Origin of the sequence: Mesorhizobium sp. Mes31, from assembly GCF_024519675.1 — a bacterium.
Taxonomy (GTDB): Bacteria; Pseudomonadota; Alphaproteobacteria; order Rhizobiales; family Rhizobiaceae; genus Mesorhizobium.
In genome coordinates this window covers 36,612-59,853 of sequence record NZ_JALJRL010000023.1, presented here as the reverse complement: position 1 = coordinate 59,853, position 23,242 = coordinate 36,612, and the positions used below count along the sequence as shown (strand labels likewise).

At 61.1% G+C, this 23,242-nt stretch carries 21 protein-coding genes and 2 pseudogenes; 14 read left to right on the top strand and 9 right to left on the bottom strand.

The features are described 5' to 3' along the window. Window positions 1–980 precede the first annotated feature (980 nt). The 5 genes from NR193_RS28435 to NR193_RS28415 all read left to right on the top strand — a co-directional run bounded on the left by NR193_RS28435 (window position 981) and on the right by NR193_RS28415 (window position 7,031). Entirely contained in the window at window positions 981–1,388 is a 408-nt protein-coding gene (locus tag NR193_RS28435; protein ID WP_256754016.1) for a FixH family protein, read from the top strand. Then, entirely contained in the window at window positions 1,385–2,830 is a 1,446-nt protein-coding gene (locus tag NR193_RS28430) for an efflux RND transporter periplasmic adaptor subunit (RefSeq protein WP_256754015.1), read from the top strand. The genes NR193_RS28435 and NR193_RS28430 overlap by 4 nt, the downstream gene beginning before the upstream one ends. Continuing rightward, entirely contained in the window at window positions 2,827–6,009 is a 3,183-nt protein-coding gene (locus NR193_RS28425) for an efflux RND transporter permease subunit (protein WP_256754014.1), read from the top strand. Before NR193_RS28430 ends, NR193_RS28425 begins: the two co-directional genes overlap by 4 nt. A 105-nt stretch (window positions 6,010–6,114) precedes the next feature. Beyond that, window positions 6,115–6,354: a hypothetical protein gene (locus NR193_RS28420; protein WP_127385872.1), complete on the top strand. Its 240-nt coding sequence runs from the start codon at window positions 6,115–6,117 to the stop codon at window positions 6,352–6,354. 254 nt (window positions 6,355–6,608) lie between these two features. Beyond that, complete coding sequence (locus NR193_RS28415; RefSeq protein WP_256754013.1) at window positions 6,609–7,031, top strand: hypothetical protein; 423 nt, start codon at window positions 6,609–6,611, stop codon at window positions 7,029–7,031. Window positions 7,032–7,170: 139 nt separating this feature from the next. Here the strand turns inward: NR193_RS28415 and NR193_RS33675 are convergent, their stop codons facing one another. Both NR193_RS33675 and NR193_RS28405 read right to left on the bottom strand, forming a co-directional pair. Then, entirely contained in the window at window positions 7,171–7,509 is a 339-nt protein-coding gene (locus tag NR193_RS33675; protein WP_375162748.1) for a TetR-like C-terminal domain-containing protein, read from the bottom strand. A 104-nt stretch (window positions 7,510–7,613) separates the two neighbouring features. Further along, entirely contained in the window at window positions 7,614–7,808 is a 195-nt protein-coding gene (locus tag NR193_RS28405) for a TetR/AcrR family transcriptional regulator (protein ID WP_256754011.1), read from the bottom strand. A gap of 187 nt (window positions 7,809–7,995) precedes the next feature. Here NR193_RS28405 and NR193_RS28400 point away from each other — a divergent pair, with 187 nt between their 5' ends. Next, a complete protein-coding gene (locus NR193_RS28400) occupies window positions 7,996–9,117 on the top strand; it encodes an FAD-dependent oxidoreductase (protein ID WP_256754010.1) in 1,122 nt (373 codons plus the stop codon). Window positions 9,118–9,214: 97 nt separating this feature from the next. Here NR193_RS28400 and NR193_RS28395 read toward each other — a convergent pair whose 3' ends face one another. From NR193_RS28395 to NR193_RS28380, 5 genes and pseudogenes are all read right to left on the bottom strand, one after another. Further along, window positions 9,215–10,096, bottom strand: a complete 882-nt coding sequence (locus NR193_RS28395) for an NAD(P)/FAD-dependent oxidoreductase (protein WP_306280619.1) — start codon at window positions 10,094–10,096, stop codon at window positions 9,215–9,217. Between the two features lie 22 nt (window positions 10,097–10,118). Beyond that, window positions 10,119–10,496, bottom strand: coding sequence for a multicopper oxidase domain-containing protein (locus NR193_RS33670; protein WP_375162747.1), 378 nt, complete (start codon window positions 10,494–10,496; stop codon window positions 10,119–10,121). Window positions 10,497–10,640: 144 nt separating this feature from the next. Further along, window positions 10,641–11,770: pseudogene (locus NR193_RS28390) on the bottom strand (DUF2231 domain-containing protein); the annotation flags it as partial. 269 nt (window positions 11,771–12,039) lie between these two features. Further along, window positions 12,040–12,705, bottom strand: a pseudogene (locus NR193_RS28385) (DUF4396 domain-containing protein); the annotation flags it as partial. A gap of 115 nt (window positions 12,706–12,820) precedes the next feature. Continuing rightward, the gene (locus tag NR193_RS28380; protein ID WP_256754009.1) at window positions 12,821–13,024 is read right to left on the bottom strand and encodes a heavy-metal-associated domain-containing protein; all 204 of its coding nucleotides are present in this window, start codon (window positions 13,022–13,024) and stop codon (window positions 12,821–12,823) included. Between the two features lie 268 nt (window positions 13,025–13,292). Here NR193_RS28380 and NR193_RS28375 point away from each other — a divergent pair, with 268 nt between their 5' ends. The 4 genes from NR193_RS28375 to NR193_RS28360 all read left to right on the top strand — a co-directional run bounded on the left by NR193_RS28375 (window position 13,293) and on the right by NR193_RS28360 (window position 18,288). Next, a complete protein-coding gene (locus tag NR193_RS28375) occupies window positions 13,293–15,749 on the top strand; it encodes a heavy metal translocating P-type ATPase (RefSeq protein WP_256754008.1) in 2,457 nt (818 codons plus the stop codon). A 78-nt stretch (window positions 15,750–15,827) separates the two neighbouring features. Beyond that, a complete protein-coding gene (gene cueR / locus NR193_RS28370; protein ID WP_256754007.1) occupies window positions 15,828–16,292 on the top strand; it encodes a Cu(I)-responsive transcriptional regulator in 465 nt (154 codons plus the stop codon). A 49-nt stretch (window positions 16,293–16,341) separates the two neighbouring features. Beyond that, the gene (locus NR193_RS28365) at window positions 16,342–17,847 is read left to right on the top strand and encodes a multicopper oxidase family protein (RefSeq protein ID WP_256754006.1); all 1,506 of its coding nucleotides are present in this window, start codon (window positions 16,342–16,344) and stop codon (window positions 17,845–17,847) included. 6 nt (window positions 17,848–17,853) lie between these two features. Further along, entirely contained in the window at window positions 17,854–18,288 is a 435-nt protein-coding gene (locus NR193_RS28360; protein ID WP_256754005.1) for a YqaA family protein, read from the top strand. Here the strand turns inward: NR193_RS28360 and NR193_RS28355 are convergent. Further along, entirely contained in the window at window positions 18,271–18,882 is a 612-nt protein-coding gene (locus NR193_RS28355) for a cytochrome b (RefSeq protein WP_256754004.1), read from the bottom strand. The two genes, NR193_RS28360 and NR193_RS28355, sit on opposite strands and share 18 nt — an antisense overlap. Window positions 18,883–18,924: 42 nt before the next feature. Between NR193_RS28355 and NR193_RS28350 the strand changes: the two genes are divergently transcribed. Both NR193_RS28350 and NR193_RS28345 read left to right on the top strand, forming a co-directional pair. Then, window positions 18,925–19,707 carry a YdcF family protein gene (locus tag NR193_RS28350; protein ID WP_256754003.1) on the top strand — a complete coding sequence of 261 codons (783 nt, stop codon included), beginning with the start codon at window positions 18,925–18,927 and terminating at the stop codon, window positions 19,705–19,707. 611 nt (window positions 19,708–20,318) lie between these two features. After that, entirely contained in the window at window positions 20,319–21,005 is a 687-nt protein-coding gene (locus NR193_RS28345; RefSeq protein WP_256754054.1) for a ZIP family metal transporter, read from the top strand. A 188-nt stretch (window positions 21,006–21,193) separates the two neighbouring features. Here NR193_RS28345 and NR193_RS28340 read toward each other — a convergent pair whose 3' ends face one another. After that, on the bottom strand, window positions 21,194–21,619 hold the full coding sequence (locus tag NR193_RS28340; protein ID WP_256754002.1) for a helix-turn-helix domain-containing protein: 426 nt from the start codon (window positions 21,617–21,619) through the stop codon (window positions 21,194–21,196). A 75-nt stretch (window positions 21,620–21,694) separates the two neighbouring features. Between NR193_RS28340 and NR193_RS28335 the strand changes: the two genes are divergently transcribed. Both NR193_RS28335 and NR193_RS28330 read left to right on the top strand, forming a co-directional pair. Then, a complete protein-coding gene (locus NR193_RS28335) occupies window positions 21,695–21,880 on the top strand; it encodes a hypothetical protein (protein WP_256754001.1) in 186 nt (61 codons plus the stop codon). Between the two features lie 61 nt (window positions 21,881–21,941). Then, complete coding sequence (locus NR193_RS28330) at window positions 21,942–23,231, top strand: NRAMP family divalent metal transporter (RefSeq protein ID WP_256754000.1); 1,290 nt, start codon at window positions 21,942–21,944, stop codon at window positions 23,229–23,231. Window positions 23,232–23,242: the final 11 nt, after the last annotated feature.

The window sequence follows — 23,242 nt, the reverse complement described above, 5'->3', positions numbered from 1 at the left end:
CCCCATTCGAGACAAATTCGTTAGAGGATTAAGGCTTCCAAAATATTATTTGAAGCTGCTAGGGGCCTGTGACGATTTAACTATCTGAGCCATGTTGCGATAGAGAGGCGAGTTTGATGGGGACCCCCATGAAATTTTGTCGTGGCAGGCGCGATAAAACGGAAGTGCATGAGTTTGATGAAGAAGCGCTGTTCCGCTCCTTGTAGAGGTGGGTTCTAGGGACGCCGGGCCTTGTGGCTCCGCTTTGGCGGACGACGATTTCGGCACCTTCTCACCGATCTTTCGTGCAGGTGGGAGTCCTCGACGTGGCGGACGTAAACGCGCACCGCGCCGCGATCGCGGACATCTGCCATCCTACGTGCCCGACCAAGCCACCAGCAGGCTCCAGGCGATCGGCCGCACCACCTGACGGAAACGTGAGTGCTCAAGGCTCTTTTCATGCACTGCACCATATGCCATAGAGCCTGTGTGAAGTTCCGGACCTTACTGCCCCGTCTGCTTACGATTCTGGCTGTTTTGAGCCTTCTGTCCACGCCGATGGTGACACCGTCTGCTGCGGCAATGATGGTTGCCGGTCCTATGGCGACGACAATGGCGGATATGGCATCCATGTCTGACGACATGCCGTGTCCTTCGGACCAGAGACAGCAACTACCTGATTGCCTGAAGTCCTGTCCCCTCGCGACCGTGTGCATCGCCAAGTGCTTTCCGAGCGCGTCGACAACCGCAGCCATCACGCTGACCCGATTATCTGCGGCTGACGTGATCGCGCCTGGCCATAGCGTCGGACGGGATCTCCTGCCTAATCCGCCGCCTCCCAGACCTCCACGAACCTGAGTTCATCGATGGCTCCATCGGGGCCGTTTGTCGCTGCGGGGCTGACGCCCTTGTGGCGAAAGCCTGTGGCTTTGGCACGAGCCTGGCCACCGACCTGCCGTGCATTTAGCACGGACGAATGATGAATTTTAGGAAATCTGACAATGAACTTTTGCAATGCGAAGCACGTCGCAGCCGCGGCGCTGATCGGTCTTGCCCTCGGCGGTGCCAATTCGAAGGCCTGGGCTGGGATCGACGATTACGAGTTTCAGCTCGTTCAAAGCGCGATCAAGAAAGGCGATGCCGCGATTGTCGCGGTCCGCCTCGTCGACAAGCGCTCCGGTAAGGTGGTGCCCGATGCGGTGATTTTTGCCCAGCGCGTCGACATGGCGCCGGACGGCATGGAGATGATGACGTCGCCGATCGAGCCGTTACCGTCGACGGAGCCCGGCGTCTATCGGTTCAAGGCCAATCTGATGATGCCAGGTGGCTACCGCCTGTCACTCGGCGCCAAGGTACAGGGCGAAACCGGCTCTCTCGAAAGCAAGCTCGAATTCAAGGCCACGCCATGAGTCGCGCAGGCCGTACTGGCCTCACCCTCGTCGCCATAGTGGCGGCGGGGGCTGGAGGCTATTGGGCGGGGCATCGCGGTCTAGCGCTGCCTGCCGCTCCGTGGCCGCAAGCTGTCGCCTGGCTCGAAGGCACTGCAGCGGCCCCGGCGAGCGCCAATCCCGCGCCTGCCGGACCCGTGATCTACTACCGGGATCCGGACGGCCTCCCGGCCTATGCGGCAACTCCGAGGAAGGCCGCCGATGGGCGGGACTTCCTGCCGGTTCTCGCAGGCGAGGACGTGAGCTTCGAGGACAAGCCGCCGGCCGCCGTTGCGACCGTGGCCGCTGCACCCGTGAACAGCGAACCTAAGAAGATCTTGTATTACCGCAATCCGATGGGTCTTCCGGACACCTCGCCGGCGCCGAAGAAGGACTCGATGGGGATGGACTACATCCCCGTCTTCGCGGGCGAGGATGGAGACAGTTCGACCGTCAAGGTCGCGACAGGCAAACTGCAGCGGACCGGCGTCCGATCGGAGGTCGCCACCGAGCAGGTGATCGTTCGTCCGGTGCGAGTGCCCGGCACCGTACAGCTTGATGAACGGCGTATCACAGTGGTCGCGACACGCTCCGATGCCTTCATCGACAAGGTAGCGGACGTCACCACCGGCGATCGGGTCAAAAAGGGCGAACCGCTGATGCGGCTCTATTCGGCCGAGATCGCCACGGCAAGCGCTCAATACCTTACCGATCTGAGCGGAAGTGGCCGCGCCTCGGCCGGGGCACGCCAGCGCCTCGAGAATCTCGCGGTCCCACCCGATGTGATCGCAGCAATCGACAGATCCCGCCAGGTTCAGACCTCCATCACCTGGACCGCCCCGCGCGATGGCGTGATCCTCGAGCGCAACGCGGTCGAGGGCATGAAGGCGGCACCAGGCGATGTGCTCTTCCGCCTCGCCGATGTCTCGACCGTCTGGATCGTCGCCGACGTACCCGAATATGAGTTGGGAGCGGTGAAGGTCGGCGCCGTTACCACTGTGCGGGTTCGAAGTCTGCCCGGCCAGACCTTCAGCGGCCATGTTGCCCTGATCTATCCGCAGGTCACCAAGGAAACGCGCACGACCAAGGTGCGGATCGAGATCCCCAATCCGGATGGGCTATTGCTGCCGGACATGTATGCCGACGTCGAGATCGGCAGTGGCAGCAATACGCCTGTCGTCGCCGTCCCCGATAGCGCGGTGATCGACACCGGAACGAGGCAGGTCGTGATCCTGGACAAGGGCGAGGGCCGCTTCGAGCCGCGGGAGGTCAAGGTCGGCCTTCAAGGTGGCGGCTTTACCGAAATCCGCGATGGCGTTGTCGCCGGCGATCGGGTCGTGGTCGCCGCGAATTTCCTGATCGACGCCGAGAGCAATCTGAAGGCTGCGCTGAGCGGCATGACCAACGCGGAGACTGCGCCATGATTGCCCGGCTCATCGCGTGGTCCGCACGCAATCTCGTCCTGATCTTCGTCGCCACGGCCTTCGCGGTGGCCGCCGGAGCCTACGCGCTGAAGACGCTCCCGCTCGACGCCATTCCGGACCTTTCGGACGTACAGGTGATCGTCTACACCGAATATCCCGGCCAGGCACCGCAAGTGGTCGAGGACCAGGTCACCTATCCCCTGACGACGGCAATGCTGACCGTGCCGAAGTCCAAGGTGGTGCGCGGGTTCTCTTTCTTCGGCGTTTCCTTCGTCTATGTCATCTTCGAAGACGGCACTGACCCCTATTGGGCGCGCAGCCGCGTGCTCGAATATCTCAACGCCGCCGCGCAGCGCCTGCCGGCTGGCGTTACACCGGGCCTGGGCCCCGACGCGACCGGCGTCGGTTGGGTCTACCAGTACGCCGTGGTTGCCAAGGACATGACGCTGGCCGAGTTGCGGTCACTACAGGACTGGGTTGTGCGATACGCCGCCTCCAAGGCCGAGGGGGTCGCCGAGGTCGCAAGCGTCGGCGGCTTCGTCAAGCAGTACAACATCGTCGTCGATCCGCTGCGGCTGCGCGCCCAGGGCATATCGCTGTCGATGGTCCGCGACGCCGTGCGCGCCAGCAATCGGGATGTCGGCGGACGCACGCTGGAGCTTTCCGAGTTCGAGTTTATGGTGCGTGGCCGCGGCTACATCAAGTCGATTGCCGATATCGAAGACATCGTCCTGAAGACGGACCAGGGCGTGCCTGTGCGCCTCAAGGACGTCGCCAAAGTCGAGATCGGTCCCGACGAGCGGCGCGGCATCACCGAACTCAATGGCGAAGGCGAGGTCGCCAGCGGCATCGTCCTGCAGAGGTTCGGAGCCAATGCCCTGACCGTGATCGAGAACGTCAAGCAACGCTTGAGCGACATTGCCGGGAGCCTTCCCAAGGGTGTTGAGATCGTGCCTGTCTACGACCGTTCGCATCTCATCGAAGCGGCGATCGAAACTTTGAAGCACACGCTGGCCGAGGAGAGCGTCATCGTCGCCCTGGTCTGCGTGGTGTTCCTCCTTCACCTACGCAGCGCGCTCGTCGCCATCTTAATGCTGCCGGTCGGTATCCTGATGGCGTTCGGCGCCATGAAGGCGATCGGGCTCGGCTCCAACATCATGAGCCTCGGCGGCATCGCTATCGCCGTCGGCGCGATGATCGACGCCGCGATCGTCATGATCGAGAACGCCCACAAGCATCTGGAGCGCGCTCCGCCGGGCAAGCCGCGAGTACAGATCCTGATCGATGCGGCGAGCGAGGTCGGCCCGGCGCTGTTCTTCAGCCTCCTTGTCATAACGGTATCGTTCCTGCCGATCTTTACGCTCGAGTCGCAGGAGGGCCGGATGTTCGGTCCTCTCGCCTTCACCAAGACCTTCTCGATGGCCGCTGCTGCGATCCTGTCGGTCACTCTGGTGCCAGCCTTGATGGTGGTGTTTGTGCGCGGCCGGATCATCCCGGAGCACAAGAACCCGATCAACCGCTTCCTGATCTGGGTCTACCGTCCCGTCATTCGCGGCGTGCTGAAGGCTAAGACGCTCACCATCGCGCTCGCGCTTGTCTTGCTTGGAGTATCCGTCTGGCCAGTAAGCCAGATCGGCTCGGAATTCATGCCGACCCTGAACGAAGGCACGCTGATGTACATGCCGACGACGCTGCCGGGAATTTCCGTCACCAAGGCGGCGGAGCTGCTTCAGATGCAGGACCGGATCATCAAGTCGTTTCCGGAAGTGGAATCGGTCTATGGCAAGGCGGGGAGGGCGCTGACCGCGACCGACCCGGCCCCCACCGAGATGTTCGAGACCATCATCAATCTGAAGCCAAAGGAGCAATGGCGGACTGGCGTCACCATCGACAGCCTGAAGGCCGAGATGGACAAGGCCCTGCAGTTCCCCGGCGTCTCCAACGCCTGGACCATGCCGATCCGCGCCCGCATCGACATGCTTTCGACCGGCATCCGGACGCCGGTCGGCGTCAAGGTGTTCGGCACCGATCTTGCGGAGATGGAGAAGATCGCGCGCCAGATCGAAGCCGCCCTTAAGGCGGTTCCGGGCACGTCGAGCGCCTATGCCGAGCGGGTGATCGGCGGCTACTATCTCGACATCGTCCCGGACCGCGAGGCGCTCGGCCGGTACAGCCTTGCCGTCGGCGACGTCCAGGACGTCATCGCGACCGCGCTCGGCGGCGAAACCGTGACGACAACCGTGGAGGGCAGGGAGCGCTACGGGGTCAATATCCGCTACCCCCGCGATCTGCGCTCGAGCCCTCAGTCGATCGCTACCGAAGTCGAAGTGCCGTTGCCCGGCGGCGGCGCCATTCCGCTCGGTGAGGTGGCGAAAGTCCAACTCACGCGCGGCGCGACCTCGATCCGCACTGAGAATGGCCAGCTCGCGACCTACATCTTCGTCGACATCAACGGCCGGGATCTCGGCGGCTATGTCGCCGACGCCCAGAAGGCCGTCGCGGAAACGGTGAAGCTGCCGCCCGGCTATTCGGTCGCCTGGAGCGGGCAGTTCGAGTATCTGGAGCGAGCCACGGCGCGGATGAAGATCGTCGTGCCCGTCACGCTGCTCATCATCTTCCTGCTGCTCTATCTCAACTTCCGGGCGCTCACCGAGACGTTGATTGTCATGCTGTCCTTGCCCTTTGCCCTTGTCGGCGGGATCTGGCTGATGTGGTGGCTCGGCTTCAACATGTCGGTGGCGGTGGCGGTCGGCTTCATCGCGCTCGCCGGCGTCGCCGCGGAGACTGGTGTCGTCATGCTGATCTACCTGGAGCAGGCCATGGCCGAAGTGAAGGCAGAGCGGGCCGCACACAATCGGCCGTTCACCCGGGCGGATCTCTATGAGGCGATCATGCTTGGTGCTGTGGAGCGCGTCCGGCCCAAGATGATGACTGTCGTTGCCATCATGGCCGGGCTGATCCCAATCCTCTGGAGCACAGGCGCCGGCTCTGAAGTGATGCAGCGCATCGCCGTGCCAATGATCGGTGGGATGATCTCGTCCACCCTCCTGACCTTGGTGGTTATCCCGGCGATCTACGGGTTGGTCAAGGGATGGCGGTTGCCGAAGGACATTGCATCGACGACGATCGATGAGGTTGCGCTCACGGAACCTGTGAGGTTTGGCCTCGCTGCCGAATGAGAGGCCGCAACCCGCATGGTGATTGCCGCACCGGGCGCTGCCATGTACTATCGGTGTGCCGGTCATCGATGCAAGGCATTCCGGGGCCGGCAGGGAGGAACAGCCATGTTACGTTCAATTTCTCTTGCGCTTTTCTTGTCGGTCATCCCAGCGGCCGCCTTTGCGAATTCATGCCCGACCATCATGGCCGCGATCGACGCGGCGTTGCCGTCCGCGACCCTCGCGGAGGCCGATATGACCAAGGTCAAAGAGCTGCGTGCCCAAGGCGAGAAATTGCATGCGGCCGGCGATCATGCAGGATCAGAGGCTGCGCTCAACGAAGCCAAGAAGATGCTCGGCATTTAGTCATACGCCAACTACGGAGCGAGGGCGATCTGGTCTGCTGAGCACTCCCGTCGATCCCCACGGGGACGCTCGCGGGCGACTCACATAGTTGTCCGAGCCGAAGCGTTGGGTTTCAGCCTCGCCGAGTTCGAAAACGTCCTCGACGATAAGGTCAATCGGCCGACAGTAACGCCGCCGCTTACAACTAAATGCGTCTGTGCTAATATATGTATGTCGTGCACTATCGTGCACGACATACATATTGGGAGGATGCGATGAAAAACATGAATCGCCGATCTGCAATTGCTCTCGGTGTGACGGCCGCTGCGGTAGCTCCTTTGTTCACCCTTGCGGCGTCCGCAAAAACCAAGAAATACGGCCCGAAAGAGGGCAAGGAGATTGCGCCCGGTGTCAGGGTGGTTGAGGTCGGCACCGGCAATGCAGACATTCCCGCCTACAAGAGCATGGCAATTGTCGACGTTGTGTTTCAGCCCGGAGCACACGTTCCTCAAACCGTGATGGACAACGACATGGTGTGCACCATTACTTCAGGTGCATTCACGATCAAGAAAGCGGACAAGGAATTCAAGCTCAAGACGGGTGACATGTACACCTGCGCCGAGGGCAAGACCGACGAGGCAACGAATACAAGCAAGGAGGTCGGCGTGCATCGCATCGCCGTCCTTATACCTGCCTAAGAGATGGGATTGTGGCCGGACGATCGCTCGGTTGCACGCCGTCCGGCCACCAATTTCCAGTTCCAGCTCGCAAACCGGCGCACAAAGCAGCAAGATCTTTGAAATAATGGCGATCTCGACGGGATCAAACCTGTTACCATCATCGGTTGCTGACCTCGCTTGCTATTGTGAGCCGCCTTTCGAGAGGCTGAGGCAGGATTCCATCGATTGCCAAGCGCCTGAACATAGCATCAACCTGCATAGGCGGCGGTTTCGCACCCCGATCGAGCCACCAGGTCAACACGGCCATATAGGCGCCAACGACATACTGGACGACGAATTCGCGCGGGGCGGCCTCCTCGGCGCCGGCGGATGCGGCAAGTTCACCGCGCACCAGATCCGACAGTATCTGGCGAATGCCGCCAAGGCTGATGGCGCCGCCGCGACCGCCGGCCAAGGCCCGGTACAATTCCAGATGGTCGCGCGCGTGTTCGAACATGACCAGGCTGAAGGCCAGGCTTCTGCTGTCGCCCGGCGTCGCAACGGCCTCTCGCTGCTGGTCGGCGAGCAGTGAGCGCAAATGCTGGTCCAGACCGCGCCGCTTCAGATCGTCCTTGCTTGTGTAGTGGGCATAAAAGTGTAGTGGGCATAAAAGGTCGATCGGCCGACATTGGCCACGTCGCAGATGTCTTCGACCGTGATGGCCTCATAACCCTTTTTCGGGATCAACGAGATCAAAGCGTGCTGTAGCATCCCTCTGGTGCGGGCAATGCGACGGTCGATCATTCCTTTTGCCATCTTCGACTCTATTCAAAGAAATTCCAGGTCGAGTGTTCATTTTCGGACGTTCACAGCATCCCGTTCGTTGACAGAATTCCGCACACTATATCCGATATCGCACGCCTTGTTCCTTTTAAGTGGCCGATGGCTTCGGCGGCAAGCCCTGCTTTCAGCCCAGGCCGCGCATCTCGCGCAGAGGACCAATATGGATCACGAACACTTTCGTCGCATGCATGGCCGCTCGGGCGCTTCGATGAAGAAGGCTTCATTTGAATTGGCGTTGAAGGGCAGGAGGCAGATCGCGCAAGACAGCTGGGCTTTCGTGTTCGAGAGACCGGACGGCTTTCGCTTCAAGGCCGGCCAGCATGTGCGGATGACGCTCATTGATCCTCCCGAAACGGACCACGCGGGCGATAGCCGGTTTTTCTCGCTCGCCAGCACACCTCAGGAAGCCGATCTGGTTATCGCCATGAGGATGCGTGACACAGCTTTCAAGCGGGTTCTCAGCCGGCTGCAGACCGGAGACAGGGTTCTCGTCCAGATGCTGCTGGATGTTCCGCAAGGAGCGTTTGCGCTGCACCAGGATGCTTCGCGGCCCGCTGTTTTTCTCGTCGGGGGCATCGGCATCGTTCCGGCCTTCTCGATGATAAAGGACGCGATCGAGCGAAAGCTGTCGCACAGACTATTTCTGTTCTACTCGAACCGGCGGCCGGAGGACGCGGCGTATCTCGACGAGTTGCAAAGGCTCGCGGAGCAAAACCCGTCTTTCAAACTGGTTGCCACGATGACTGAAGCGGCGCGGTCGATCCGTTCATGGACCGGCGAAACCGAGCGCATAACCCACTCGATGCTTGCAAAGCATGTCGATGACCCGCTGCTTCCCGTCTACTACATTTCCGGGCTGCCGGAGATGGTCAGCGCCATGAAGACGATGCTCGGCGGTTCAGGAGTGAACGAGGCTAGCATACAGGCCGAGACGTTCACCGGATTCGATCTCAACATAATCGGCGGTGTCGCCGGCCGTGAGTGGAGGCGATTCGTTCCGATGGTCGCAACGGCGCTGGCTTTGGCCGCGCTGGTCATCCTCCATGCTGGCGCTGCTGTCTCGATATTTCGCTACGGTTTCGAAGGATTGTCGGGTCCGAATCCAACCTACGTGACGTTCGGATGGTATGCAGCGATCGGGATCTTTGTTGCCCTTGCGCTGTTCAAGATCAGGTATTTTGCCGGTCGCCATCTTTCTGGCAGGGGCAATGCTGGCAACGCTTTGCTGGGGCAGGGCGATCACACAAAACATCGGCATGATGGCCCTGCGGGAGCCTTGTAGACTGTTGCAACACTGCACGTGGCCAGCCTCCAGGCTACCGCCGCAGCGGGGTCAAGCGAGCTAGGTCGTTTCGGATTGCAACGGCAGCGACCCCTCCTTATACCATGGCATAGGAGAGCTGATCGAGCCCGCGTACCACGTCGCCCGCCGCATATAGACCCGCTACCGAGGTTCTCTGGTGGTTATCGACGATAAGACATCCGTCGCGCGATACTTCGGCGTCCATCCCAGCCGCAAGGTCCGAACGGATATGGGATCCTAACGCTGGATAGACCGTTGCGAACGCGCGGCGGCCCGTCGGTGTCGCTATCGCGATGCCATCCTGCATCAGTTCAAAATCGAGACATGGACCGTCAACTGTTTGAATGGCGCCGTTCTTGAGACGCGATCTTTGCGCTACGTCGAGCTCATGATTGCCCGTCGATGCAATCAAAGTCACATCAGCGGTGTAACTGCGCAAGAACTCCGCTTCGTTCGTTCCGTGTTCGCCGGTTCCGATGACCGCGACCGCACTATCGGTCACCTCATAACCATCGCAAATCGGCAAATAACGCAATAACCCACGCGCCAGAGCCTCATCGTGGACATCGGCAGGCATGCTCGGTCTCAGGTTGAAGACGCCTGTTGCCATCAGCACGGTGCGCGCTTGAAACATCCCTTCCATCGTATGGGCCACAAACAAGCCCGGGCCTCCCTTCAACGAAACGACCTTTCCAGCCCAATGGCCTACACCGTAGCGCCTTCCTTGTTCCCGCATGCGCGCGCGAAGCTCGGACCCCGCGATTCCGTCGGGAAAGCCGGGAAAATTACGGGTGAGTGGAATCAGATCGGCCCGGCTCTCACCACTATCGGTCACCAGGACGGAGAGGTGAAACCGAGCAAGGTATGTCGCCGCCGTCAAACCGGCCGGTCCTCCTCCAACAATCAGACAATCGACCTGTTCGGCTGTGTCGGGAGAAACACCGGAGATTGGGGACATCGATCAAAAACCTCGGCCGCAGCTAGTTAACATCGATGATCATCGTCAGCCCGCCGCCGCCCTTCTCCTCAACATTGTTGTTCGTCGTGTGATGCGGGATGTGGCAATGCAGCAGCCACTTGCCAGGCCGAAGCGCCCGCCACAGGACGTCAAACCTCTGCCCGGGCCCGACGTTGATGGTATCGGCCGTATACCGAGCGTTTTGGGGCAGCGTCACGCCGTCGACGGCGGCGACTTCGAACGGCCCACCGTGAATATGCATCGGATGGATGGCGGTGGTGTTAGATCCCACGAAACGGATCTTGAGCAACTGACCCACCTTCATGCTGATCGTGTCCGTCGCGGGGTAAGACTTGCCGTTGATGGTGAAGAAGTTAGGAAAGCCGCCGTCCATCGGCATGGACGGAAAGGTCAGCCCTTCCCGTTTCAGCCATTCCTGGAGTTGAACGGTGTATTCCAGGTCGGCGGTGATTGCGTCGGCCGGATTCTTCGGGTCGATGATCAGCGCGCCATAGAGGCCGAGCGCCTGCTGACGGTCGACATGATCATGGGTGTGATAGAAATATGTGCCGGACTGTTCAACGGTGTATTCGTAGGAAAAAGTTTCGCCGGGCTCATCGGCTTTTGTGTGACATAGGCCGGGCCATCCATCGCATTGGGCACATCGAGGCCATGCCAGTGCACGGTCGTGCTTTCGGGCAGCCGATTGGTGACGTTGATGCGAACGCGGTCGCCCTGGGTAACGCGCAGCGTCGGACCGGGAACCTGCTTGTTGTAGGCAAAGGCCTCGACCGTCACTCCGGGCAGAATCGACCATTGGATAACCGAAGCCTCGATATCGAATACCTTAACGCCGTTCTCGATTCGTGGTTCGAGGACCGTGCCTCCCTGAGCTGCGGGATCAGCCTTGAAACTCACCAGCCTCGGATCGACCGCCGCCATATCGCGCATGGCAGCGGCCGGCGTGTCGCGATCCATGATCATGCCGGGGGGCATAATGGCTCCGCCGACATCGCGCGCAGACAGGCTCATATTAATCCAGTTCGCGGGTGCGATCATGCCGATCGCAAGCGCCAGCAGGGACACCACCCCAAGGGCAGTGATCTGTGGCGTCGTGGCGTCCGTCTCCATTTGGTGGCCGCCGCTCTTTTTGCCCATGTGGGAGGCCATGTCATGGCCTTGCGGAGCATGATCGCCAGCGTCAGCATGATGCATTTGCATCTGCGCGTGTTGGCCCTTGGCGGGTTGAGCCTGTGCTGGATCAGAAGCACCATGGTCGTGCTGCCGCATTCCGACACCATGCCCGAAAACCATCTCGCCGCCATGCCAGCCGGTGTAGCCAAGCAGCACAACGACGGCTGTCGACATCATCAGCCCCCACGGCAATACGGCATCTGCCGGACCAAGGGAAAGGCGCACGGCCACGCTGATTGCCGCGATGGCCAGCAGGATGAGGTTGCCGACGAGATGATAGCGGGCGTGATAGAGCTTGCGAATTGGCGGACTGCCGAGGAAATCCGTCAAGCCGGCGACGGCGGCGGGGAGGCCGACCACCAATCCCGCCGCGATGAGCCAAATGGAGGCGGTCGCCCAGAAAGGATTGCCATTGATCCAGAAAGCCAGATTGGAGAGAAGTCCTCCGACGAACAACCCGATCGGCAGGGGAACCAGCATCGGATGAATGGGATGGCGGCCGATCGTAGCCACGACGGAAATTCAGGGCGGCCCTGCAACTGCTCTCCAGTGTTGCCGCCGTGATCATGAGAATGATCTTCCGTCACCTCTGCCGGTGCCTTCGCCACTGCTGATGCCTTCGCCGGTGCCGGTACCTTCGCTTTCGCCAGTGCTTTCGCAGGCGGGGTCTTCCCGGTAGGTCCGGCATGGGCTTCTTCCGCCGCCCCGCCATGCGCGCGCTTCTTGTCCTGATCGGGTTCGGCGGTTTGCGAGCGCTGCGCCATCAGCCCATGCTTCAGCTTGCGTGCGACCAGCCAGACGTTGGCAGGGTAGGCGAGAGCAAAGCCGGCGATGACGCCGATCGACATCACGCCCCAGAACAGAAGCTCCGTCGGCTCCATCGCGCGCATGTCGCGGCCCATCATCAGGAAGCTCATGACCGGGGCCATGCCGGCCATCATGAAATTCATGGAGATGAACTCAGGCAGAAAGCTTTTGCGGACGTTTTCCCAATAGGTGCCGCCCATCATCGATTTCATGAAAAGTGACTGGAAGATGAAAAGCCCGAAGGCGAAGCCGGCCAGATATTCGACGATGAGATCAAGCCACATCGGCAGGCCGAGCGACGCGGTGATCACGGCGGCAAGAATGATGCCGGTCGCATCGCCGGCGACGCAATGAATCGTTGAGCCGACGCCCTGCTTCCAGAGCGGCTTGGTGAAGGCCTCATGCCCGCCTGGGCGCGGCTCCTTGTCGGCAAGCACGTAGAGCAGCAGTCCGATCGGACCCATATAGAGCGTCACCAGGATAAACCCCCATTTCATCACCACTGGTTCGGGGTTGTTCCGGTATTGATCGAAGCCGACATAGAGCGTCGAGGCGGCGGCAATTGCGAACCAGGCGACGAGAAAATAGTCGATTGGTTGGATAAGCATCAGGGTCCGCCCTTGGTTTCTCGCCGCATTCTATCAGACGGCTCAGCGTACCAAGCCTCAATGCGAATGAACGCGGCCGACGCGTTTATGATCCGCCGGCCGCGCCTGATATCCTTCAGGCCGCCAATTTCTCGTTGTCGTACCCGGCAGACTTGATGACGTCACGGATAGCGGCGTCGTTCGCCTTGGTTTCCACGGCGACTGTCGATGCGCCGAGGTCGACTATGACCCTGGCTGCAGGATCGACACTTTTTACGGCTTTTTCGATCGTGCTGGCACAATGGCTGCAGCTCATATCCGGAACTTTCAATCTCAACATGGCAGCTCTCCTTTTCCTGCTGATGGACCCGTTATGGGGCTTCCCATCGTTGGAAGGTCAAGAGCCTATTTTCTCGTCGATGTAATCATCGCGGTCGCATTGGAGTACTGATTGAAGTTTGCCCCTTGACCTTCCTATCATGGGAACCTTTATATCATGTGGCAGCCACCCAGAATGGAGTTGCAATCCCATGAACGCCGTTACCCCGCACACGCCAGCCGGACCTGTTTCGGTTCCTTGTTCCACAATTCAGGTCGGCATCGCGGGCATGACGTGCGCCTCGTGCGTGCGGCGCGTCGAAAAGGCCATTGCCTCCGCGCCGGGTGTCGTTGGGACATCGGTCAATCTGGCGACCGAACGTGCCGAGGTGACCTTTGCCGGCAAGCCGGACATTGCTCCCGTTATCGCGGCAGTCTCGGCCGCTGGCTATGAGACGCGCCCGGACACGATTGAGCTCGCCCTCGAAGGAATGACCTGCGCTTCCTGCGTCGCGCGCATCGAAAAGGCGCTGAAGGCTGTGCCGGGCGTGACCGAAGCCAGTGTCAATCTGGCAACCGAGCGCGCCACCATCCGCATCGTCGCGGGCAGTGTCGAGGCCGCCGCGCTTGAGGGGGCGGTGGCGGCAGCCGGCTACGAAGCGCGCCAGATCTTGCCGGACGCAGACAAGGACCGTGCGAGCGACGGACGCGAAGCCGAGATTCGAACGCTGGGTCGTTTGCTTGCGTTGGCTGCGCTTTTGACGCTGCCGGTGTTCATACTCGAAATGGGCGCCCATCTTATGCCAGCATTCCATCACTGGGTAATGATGACGCTCGGCGACTGGAACTGGCGGCTGCAATCCGTGCTGACTACGATTGTCCTTTTTGGCCCCGGCCTGCGGTTCTTCAGGAAAGGAATGCCGGCGCTGCTCAAGGGCGCGCCGGACATGAACGCGCTGGTGGCGGTTGGCTCGGGCGCGGCCTGGGCCTACTCGCTTGTCGCGACCTTCATTCCCTATGTTCTGCCCGCTGGCACTGCCAACGTCTATTACGAAGCGGCGGCCGTCATCGTGACGCTGATCCTGCTCGGGCGCTTCCTAGAGGCTCGGGCCAAGGGCCGGACCAGCGAGGCAATCAAGAAACTGGTCGGGCTGCAGCCCAAGACAGCGCGCCTCGTCAAGAACGGCGTTACCGTCGAGGTGCCGCTCGCCGAAGTGCGGTTCGGTGACGTTGTGGTGGTGCGCCCAGGCGAAAAGATTGCGGTCGACGGCGAGATCGTCGAAGGATCATCCTTCGTCGACGAGTCCATGATGACCGGCGAACCGCTGCCTGTCGCCAAGGGCGTAGGCGCGGAAGTGGTCGGCGGCACCATCAACAAAACCGGCAGTTTCTCGTTCCGCGCCACAAAGGTCGGCTCGGCGACACTGCTCGCCCAGATCATCCGCATGGTTGAATCTGCGCAAGGCTCGAAGCTGCCGATCCAGGCGCTGGTCGATAAGGTGACTGCGTGGTTCGTGCCGGCCGTGATCGCGGCCGCCTTGCTCACCTTTGGTGCCTGGCTTGTGCTGGGTCCAGAGCCGGCCCTGTCCTTCGCGCTGGTCAACGCCGTTGCCGTGCTGATCATCGCCTGCCCGTGCGCCATGGGCCTCGCCACGCCGACCTCGATCATGGTCGGTACCGGGCGGGCGGCCGAACTGGGCGTGCTCTTCCGCAAGGGCGAGGCGCTGCAGACACTGCGTGATGCTACGGTCATTGCTCTCGACAAGACCGGAACGCTCACCGAGGGCCGGCCAGAATTGACCGATTTCGTCGTGACTGACGGTTTTGTCGAAGCCGACGTGCTCCGGCTCGTCGGCTCGGTGGAGGCTCGCTCCGAGCATCCCGTCGCCGAGGCGATTGTGAGGGCGGCAGAACGGCGTGGCCTTGTGCTCGCCGATATCGAGAACTTCGAGGCCGTTCCCGGCTTGGGGGTGAACGCAAACGTCGAAAGCAGCAAGATCGAGATCGGCGCTGATCGCCTGATGACCCGGCTCGGCCTGGACATCTCGGCCTTTGCTTCGGCGGCTGCGCGCCTCGGCGACGAGGGCAAGACCCCGCTCTACGCGGCCATCGATGGCAGGCTCGCTGCGATCATTGCCGTTGCCGACCCGATCAAGGCATCGACGCCCGCTGCCATCAAGGCACTGCACGCGCTCGGTCTCAAAGTGGCCATGGTGACCGGCGACAACCGGCGCACGGCTGAGGCGATCGGGCGGCGGATCGGCATCGACGAAATCGTCGCCGAGGTGCTGCCCGACGGCAAGGTCGAGGCCGTGAAGCGGCTTGCCGCACATGGGGCTCGTGTAGCCTTTGTCGGCGACGGCATCAACGATGCGCCGGCGCTGGCAGCGGCGGATGTCGGCATTGCGATTGGCACCGGCACGGATATCGCCATCGAAAGTGCCGACGTCGTGCTGATGTCGGGCGATCTCCGCGCTGTGGCGAATGCCATCGCGCTCTCCAAGGCGACGATCCGCAACATCGGCCAGAACCTGTTCTGGGCCTTTGCCTACAACATCGCGCTCATCCCCGTTGCCGCTGGAGTGCTCTATCCGCTGACCGGCACGCTTCTGTCGCCGATGCTCGCGGCAGGCGCCATGGCGCTGTCCAGCGTCTTCGTTCTGACCAATGCTTTGCGCCTCAGGCGTTTCCGGGCACCGATCGACGACAGGAGACAGGCCGATCAATTCTCCGTTCAAGTCGTATGACAGATTTTATGCCGATATGTTTTACCCTAAGCTCCGGATGTGATGTCGCCGGGACTGCCAACCCGCAGGGATGCAATTATGAACATAGGTGAAGCTGCCGCGGAATCAGGCGTCTCGGCCAAGATGATCCGCTACTATGAGTCGATCGGGCTGATCTCGAACGTTGCCCGAACCGACGCTGGCTACCGGGTCTATTCTGGCGACGACGTTTATACGCTCCGCTTCATTCGCAGGGCGCGTGATCTTGGCTTTTCCGTGGACCAGATGACCGATTTGCTGGCTCTCTGGAGCGACCGCTCACGGGCGAGCGCCGATGTGAAGCGGATTGCGATGGAACATGTCGCGGAACTCGAGCGGAAAATGCGCGAACTCCGCGATATGTCAAAAACGCTGCGTCATCTGGCGGAGCACTGCCAGGGAGATGGGCGGCCGCACTGCCCGATCATCGAGAACCTTTCCAGCGGTCACGAGGCCGGACCAGCCAACTCGTCCAAGCGCCCGAAGCTCGGCGGCGAGATCGCCAGGCAACGGCAGGCTTTCTGAAACATACCGCGCGCCGACGCGCGCCAGTCTTTGACCTAGGAGATAACAGATGCATCGACGCGCTTTTCTGGCGGCAGGTCTTGTGACGGTTTTTGCGAGCCCGCGCGCCATCGCTCAAATGAAGATGGATGACATGCCCGGCATGGATATGGGCGGTCACGCAGGTCATGATATGGCCGCAGCGCCGCAAGGCGCGGCCGTGCTGCCTGAAGGAGAAACACTTCGCGACTTGCCCCGCCTCGCCAACGAAGCGGGCACCCCCAGCCTGTTCAGGGGGAAGCTGACGGCCGAGTCCGCCACGGTGCGTTTCGCGGAAGGGCTCGACACGCCGATCCTTGGCTACAACGGCCTGAGCCCAGGGCCATTGATCGAAGCGACGGAGGGCGACCGCGTTGAGATCACATTCGCCAACCAAATTCCTGAAGAGACGAGCACCATCCATTGGCATGGCATGCCCGTTCCGGCTGACCAGGACGGCAATCCGATGGACCCCGTCGCAACCGGAACCGACCGCACCTACAGCTTCGAACTGCCCGAAGGAAGCGCGGGTTCATACTGGTACCATCCGCATCCGCACGGCAAGACGGCTGAGCAAGTCTTTCGCGGCCTTGCCGGGGCATTTGTGGTCAAGCCGAAGGTCGATCCAATCCCGGCCGAATATGGCGATACCGTACTGGTGTTCACCGACCTTCGCCTTGCTGCCGATGGCACCATGCCGGACAACACGATGGTCGACCTGATGAACGGACGCGTCGGCGATCATGTGCTCGTCAACGGACAGAAGAATCCTCGCCTAACGGTTCCCTTCGGCACGAAGCGGCGCTTCCGGCTCTACAACGCGACAAACGCGCGGTTCCTTCGACTGTCGTTTGAGGCGCCAATGACAGTTATCGGAACAGACGGTGGCCTGTTGGAGGCACCGATCGCAGCCGACGAGATTCTTCTCAGTCCTGCGGAACGCCTTGAACTGATCGTGTCTTTTGACAAACCCGGCCCAGCCACGCTGTTCACGCTCGATTACGATCGCGGCTGGATGGGCGCGGGCCGGCCTGCCGATGCAGGCCTGACGCTGCTCACGGTCAATGTTTCGCGGACGCCGGCCGAGCCGGTCCCGCCACTACCCGACAGGCTGCGGCCGATCGCGCAACTCGGCGCTCCCGCCGTCAGCCGGCGCTTCATCTTCACCGAAACCATGGCCATGAACGCCAGCGGTATGGAGATGGGGTTTCTGATCAATGGCGCCGCCTTCGACATGAACCGTATCGATGTCGTCTCGAAAGCCGGACAGGTCGAACTCTGGGAAATCGTCAACAAGGCGGACATGGATCATCCATTCCATGTGCATGGGACGCAGTTCCAGGTGGTCGAGCACGAACGCGACGGCAACATATCAAAGCCGGCCTATCGCGCCTGGAAAGACACCGTCAACGTCGCGCGCGGAGAGACGGTGCGTCTGCTCCTGCGCCAGGACCGGCCGGGGCCGCGCATGTATCACTGCCATATCCTCGAGCACGAGCAGCTCGGCATGATGGGCATTGTCGACGTGCAGGCATAGGCCGAGGTGGCGGCGCTCTATGGCGCGCTGTTCATCAGCGCGTTCCTCGCCGCAACCATCCTGCCAGTATCATCGGAGGTGGTGCTCGCCGGCCTGATAGTGTCGGGTCGCGGTGATCCGGCGCTGCTTCTGGCAGTCGCCACGATCGGCAACACGCTCGGCTCGGTGGTGAACTGGGTTCTGGGGCGTGGAATCGACACGTTGCGGAACAGGCGCTGGTTTCCGGTCACTCCTGAGCGCTATGAGCAGGCAAGCCGGATCTTCCGGCGCTTTGGCGAATGGACGCTGCTGTTCGCCTGGCTGCCGGTCGTTGGAGATGCTTTCACCATTGCGGCAGGCGCGGCACGCGTGAACATCGGCGTGTTCGTTGCGCTCGTCGCATTGGGCAAAGCGGCCCGGTACGCGGTGATCATTGCGGGAGGATTATGGGCGATCGGGTGAGCATGCTTCATCACCGACCGCATCATGCGCCTCTTTTTCCCTCGAAGCGGTGTCCTGCCGCCCAAAAAACATAGTGCGCATGACACCATCGCGAAGCACCAGGAAATGCACGAGCGCGGCCAAGACGTGAACGCCGACAAATCCAAGCAAAATCCAGACCAGCTTTGCATGGACGAAAGCGAAAGCTCTTGTCGACAGCCCGCCGACCGATGGCGCCAACGGCACATGCAAGGTTCCGAAAAGCCGCGCGGGGGGCATGAAGGGCATTGGCCGGTACCCGAGCCATCCCGTTATCAGGACGGCAAGAATCATGACGTAGAGAAACACGTGAAAGAAAGAAGTCGCAAACCGCACGAACCGTGAGGGTCGCCTTACCGGGGGCTGGGTGAAGATGCGCCAGCAAAGCCTGAGGACGATGATGGCAAGGATCGTCACACCGATCGACATGTGGAGCGGAAGCCAGTTCATCGTCGCCATGCCCGGCCCGTTCATCGGTCCGAAGGCAATGGCGATTTGCGCCGCGAGCGCGATCACGGTCAGCCAATGCAGCAGACAAATGCCAAAATGCCAGCGCAGGCGGGGATTCTCTCTCACCTGTGAGGCCAGCCGTTTATCAAATGCGCGCGCGAGGGTCTGATGTTTTTCATCATCTCGAAACTCATCGAGTTTTTTCTGATCCCTTCCAATCTTGTCACGCTCCTCGGTCTGGCCGGCATTGTCGCCATACTGGTTGGCAGATCTCGCCTGGGACGGGCATGCATCATAGCGTCGATTCTGTTGCTGGCCATCTGTGGCTGGAGCCCCCTTGGACCGGCTGCGCTGGTGGTGCTCGAGGATCGCTTCCCTCAGCCGGTCATTGATAGGCCCGTCACCGGCATCATACTGCTTGGCGGAGCCGTCGACACCCATATCAGCGGCGACCGCGGCACCTTGGCGATGAATGAGGCGGGGGAACGGCTGACCGCGACAGTCGATCTCAGCAGGCGCTATCCCGATGCAAGGATTTTTCTGTCCGGAGGATTAGGCCACATTGACAGCGCCGGCGCACTGGCGGAGTCCCAGGTCGCTCGCGACATTCTCGTATCGCTGGGCGTGTCGCCGCAACGCATCGACATGGAAGAACGATCGCGAAACACGTGCGAGAATGGCACGGAAAGCGTGGCCGCGGTTCGACCGAAGACAGGCGAACTCTGGCTTCTTGTGACATCGGCCAGCCACATGCCTAGGGCAGTCGGATGTTTTCGCGCCGCGGGATTTGGTGTGACTCCTTACCCGGTCGACTATCGAACGCGCGGCACGGGAGATCTCAAACGCCGGGCCGGTTCGATTGCCGTCGGTCTCGCCGCGCATGAATGGTTCGGATTGCTGACTTACCGGATTGCCGGGTTGACGGTCGAGCTGTTTCCATCCTTACATTAGGTATCCCAGTCTCAACGCGTCCTCGGCAGCGCCGTCGCTTGGTGCATTGCTGGAGCGCTTCGGAATCCGCGGCACGCTCGTCGTCCTTTCCAGCTTGGCGTTCGTCAACGCCTTGGCGTGCGGCTTGGCCAAGCTGCTTGTCCGCTGGCGCTCTTCCATTTTCGTTCTGCGATCGATCCGCCACTTGGCCTCGCGAGGCGCTTCTTTCTGACGCCTCTCGTCAATCCCCCGAGACTGGTCGCCAGTGTATCCATATTAAGCGGTATGCCGCTCTGCTAACGTTCTACGGACGCTCTGCTCGGAGCCGGTCCGACGCGCGGTTAGTCGCGAGCTCGAATGCCCGGCTCAGTTGACCGTCCACCACCCCCCAGAGCGAACGCGTGCGATCGCGGGTTTTCCAGACACTAGAAATCCGAAAAGAGTTTCCGTAAACAATGCGCGTCGCGAAACGCCACCAATTTTGCGACGGCAGCCCTGTATAGAAAACGGTCGTTTTCCGTACATCTATAATCCCCATGTTCATCGGGCATCAGTTTCGGCTTGCTCCTCTAGTCGCTCGAGATACTAGAATGCCGGCTGGAGGTGCACCTATGGGCGCAGAGCTGGCAAGCATGTCGTGGTTTCTCTATACCCTGATCCCGGTGGTGGCCGCGATTGTCGGTGCGAGCGTGGCGGCCTACAGGCCGCCGGCGCCGGTCCTGGTTAGCGCCATCCAGCACTTCGCTGCCGGCGTTGTCTTCGCCGCCGCCGCCGGCGAAATCCTGCCTGACCTCAAGCATGGCGGTTCGCTGTGGGCGATTGCCATTGGCGGGACTGTGGGCATTGTTCTGATGCTGGGCCTCAAGCGGCTTGAGGAACGGGTCGGCGGCGCGGTGGGGCTTCTTGCCCTGGTCGGCGTTGACATCCTGATCGATGGTTTGGTACTCGGCATCGGCTTCGCGGCCGGTGCCAAGGTCGGACTGTTGCTGACCATAGCCCTGACAATCGAGGTTTTGTTCTTGGGCCTGACCGTTGCCGCTGAAATCGGCGAAAGCGAACGTTCTCGCGGGCAGATCGTGCTTTTAACCGGGGCGCTGGCCCTGCTTCTGCCGATCGGCGCCCTTCTCGCGCTACCGATTGCAGGCCTGTCCGCGCCGATCCTGGCCGGGTTCTTCGCGTTCGGCCTCATTGCGCTGCTTTACCTCGTTACCGAGGAGCTACTTGTCGAAGCCCACGAAATTCCCGATCAACCGTGGGTGACGGCGATGTTCTTCGTCGGGTTCTTGATATTGCTCATTCTCGATGAGGCGATCGGCTGACGCCGGCGAATGATCACCCAAACACGTTCGTGTGATCGCCCATCGCGGCCATTGATTCTCTAGCGGCTGGAGGATGTACACACGGCAGTCGATCTGTGTTTCCTCCATATTAAATGGCACAGCGAGACACGGAGCGGCCGCCGGCACGCGGCCGCTCCAACCGGGTCAGGTGACGATTCCAAGCGGCACTAAGCCAACCGGCCGTGATTGTGGGTCTGATCAGCCAAGGTCTCAATTACCCGGCAATCGCAGACATGTCCATTCGCGCAGCCGTCGACCATGCGCTTGAGCTCGGCGCGGAGGGCCAGCAAGCTGGCAATGCGCTGTTCAACCTCGGCGAGCCGGGCGCGGGCGGTTTCGTCGGCCGCCGCGCACGACTGATGGGGATCGTCCTGGAGCGTCAGCAAAGTGCGAATCGCGTCAACTTCGAAGCCAAGCTCGCGAGCGTGCCGGATGAATGCCAAGCGGCGCAGGTCAGCCTTGCCGTAAAGCCGCCGCTGGCTTTCGGTTCGGCTTGGGGGTGCCAGGAGACCAATCTGCTCGTAGTAGCGGATGGTCGGCACCTTCACGCCGCTTTGGCGGGCCGCTGCGCCAATGGTTACGCCGTCTAACATTTTCTGCTTGCTCCTCTAGTCGCTATAGATTGTACCTACTGGGCCAGCCGTCAAGACGCCTGGAGTAGCCGCGCCATGACAACGCTGCAGAAGATGATTTTCTTATTGGGAGCGTTGGTCGCGATTTCGGTGGACAGCACCGTGATCGTGCTGGTCCTCGAGCGGCTGTTTCCGAATGCGCGCGTTCTGATCATCGCCGGACCGCTGCTGTGCGTCGGGGCAGTCCTGGGTTTCAACAAATATTACCGCAATCGAATATAGGCGTGGAGCTTTGTCCTGACCACGGAGTTATCGCGTTAGTCAGGGGTATGGGAGGCTTCAGTTGGGCGCAAAAAAAGCGAATCCAGTCGTCGGGCCGTCAAAGCCACGGCTGCTCGGCCTACTCGGTCCTGGCCTGATTACTGGCGCCTCTGATGACGATCCCAGCGGCATCGCCACCTATTCGCAAGCTGGTGCACAGTTTGGTTTCGGGCTCACTTGGACCATGCTGTTCAGCTATCCGCTGATGTCGGTTGTCCAGGAAATCAGTGCCCGCATAGGACGGACCACCGGACGCGGCATCGCCGGCAACATGCGGCTGTATTACCCGAACTGGCTTCTGCAGTCGGTCGTTGTTCTCCTACTCATGGCAAACACCATCAACATCGGTGCTGATCTCGGCGCCATGGCCGATGCCCTGAAACTCATCGTTGGAGGTCCGCACCTCCTCTACGTCGTACTGTTTGGCGCAGTTTCGGTCGTTCTCCAGATTTTTCTCAAATACAGCCGCTACGTCTCCGTTCTGAAATGGCTGACGCTTTCGCTGTTCGCTTATTTTGGCACGGTACTGTTCGTTCACGTGCCCTGGAGTGAGGTCGCGCGGGGGCTCTTCATTCCGAGCTTTTCCCTCGATGCGCAGTTCTGGACGGCTGTCGTGGCGATTTTTGGCACCACCATCAGCCCCTACCTGTTCTTCTGGCAGGCTTCCCAGGAGGTCGAAGACGAAAAGGCAAAGCCGGAGCGCGAGCCCCTGAAGAAGGCCCCAGAGCAGGCGGAAGATGCGATACATCGCATTCGCCTGGATACCTATATCGGCATGGCGTTTTCCAACATTGTTGCCCTTGCCATCATGATTACGGCGGGCGCTACCCTGCACGCCAAGGGCATCACCGACATCGAATCGACAAGCCAGGCTGCCGAAGCCCTGCGGCCGGTTGCCGGCTCTCTCGCCTTTGTGATTTTTGCGCTCGGCGTCATCGGCACGGGATTGCTGGCCATCCCGGTGCTCGCAGGCTCGGCCGGTTATGCGCTGGGTGAAGCGCGCAAGTGGCCGGTCGGGCTCGAACGCAAGCCGTTAGCGGCCAAGGCATTCTATGCGACGATTGTGCTGGCCACGCTCATCGGTGCCTGTCTCAATTTCACCCCTATCAGTCCCATCAAGGCTCTGTATTGGAGCGCAGTGGTCAACGGCATGGTCGCTGTGCCGGTGATGGCGGTGATGATGCTGATGACGGCGCGCGGCGATGTCATGGGCACATCGACGGTGCCGCTCGTGATGCGGTTGATCGGCTGGCTGGCAACCTCCATCATGGCGGCTGCAGCGGCCGTGATGATTTTCCAGCTGTTTGGGTGAGCTGCCTGACG

Bases quoted from the DNA above. Each gene is read 5' to 3' on its own strand.
- NR193_RS28435 (WP_256754016.1), top strand. From the start codon at position 981: ATGAACTTTTGCAATGCGAAGCACGTCGCAGCCGCGGCGCTGATCGGT.
- NR193_RS28430 (WP_256754015.1), top strand. From the start codon at position 1,385: ATGAGTCGCGCAGGCCGTACTGGCCTCACCCTCGTCGCCATAGTGGCG.
- NR193_RS28425 (WP_256754014.1), top strand. From the start codon at position 2,827: ATGATTGCCCGGCTCATCGCGTGGTCCGCACGCAATCTCGTCCTGATC.
- NR193_RS28420 (WP_127385872.1), top strand. From the start codon at position 6,115: ATGTTACGTTCAATTTCTCTTGCGCTTTTCTTGTCGGTCATCCCAGCG.
- NR193_RS28415 (WP_256754013.1), top strand. From the start codon at position 6,609: ATGAAAAACATGAATCGCCGATCTGCAATTGCTCTCGGTGTGACGGCC.
- NR193_RS33675 (WP_375162748.1), bottom strand. From the start codon at position 7,509: ATGTTCGAACACGCGCGCGACCATCTGGAATTGTACCGGGCCTTGGCC.
- NR193_RS28405 (WP_256754011.1), bottom strand. From the start codon at position 7,808: ATGGCAAAAGGAATGATCGACCGTCGCATTGCCCGCACCAGAGGGATG.
- NR193_RS28400 (WP_256754010.1), top strand. From the start codon at position 7,996: ATGGATCACGAACACTTTCGTCGCATGCATGGCCGCTCGGGCGCTTCG.
- NR193_RS28395 (WP_306280619.1), bottom strand. From the start codon at position 10,096: ATGTCCCCAATCTCCGGTGTTTCTCCCGACACAGCCGAACAGGTCGAT.
- NR193_RS33670 (WP_375162747.1), bottom strand. From the start codon at position 10,496: ATGCCGATGGACGGCGGCTTTCCTAACTTCTTCACCATCAACGGCAAG.
- NR193_RS28380 (WP_256754009.1), bottom strand. From the start codon at position 13,024: ATGTTGAGATTGAAAGTTCCGGATATGAGCTGCAGCCATTGTGCCAGC.
- NR193_RS28375 (WP_256754008.1), top strand. From the start codon at position 13,293: ATGACGTGCGCCTCGTGCGTGCGGCGCGTCGAAAAGGCCATTGCCTCC.
- cueR (WP_256754007.1), top strand. From the start codon at position 15,828: ATGAACATAGGTGAAGCTGCCGCGGAATCAGGCGTCTCGGCCAAGATG.
- NR193_RS28365 (WP_256754006.1), top strand. From the start codon at position 16,342: ATGCATCGACGCGCTTTTCTGGCGGCAGGTCTTGTGACGGTTTTTGCG.
- NR193_RS28350 (WP_256754003.1), top strand. From the start codon at position 18,925: ATGTTTTTCATCATCTCGAAACTCATCGAGTTTTTTCTGATCCCTTCC.
- NR193_RS28345 (WP_256754054.1), top strand. From the start codon at position 20,319: ATGTCGTGGTTTCTCTATACCCTGATCCCGGTGGTGGCCGCGATTGTC.
- NR193_RS28340 (WP_256754002.1), bottom strand. From the start codon at position 21,619: ATGTTAGACGGCGTAACCATTGGCGCAGCGGCCCGCCAAAGCGGCGTG.
- NR193_RS28335 (WP_256754001.1), top strand. From the start codon at position 21,695: ATGACAACGCTGCAGAAGATGATTTTCTTATTGGGAGCGTTGGTCGCG.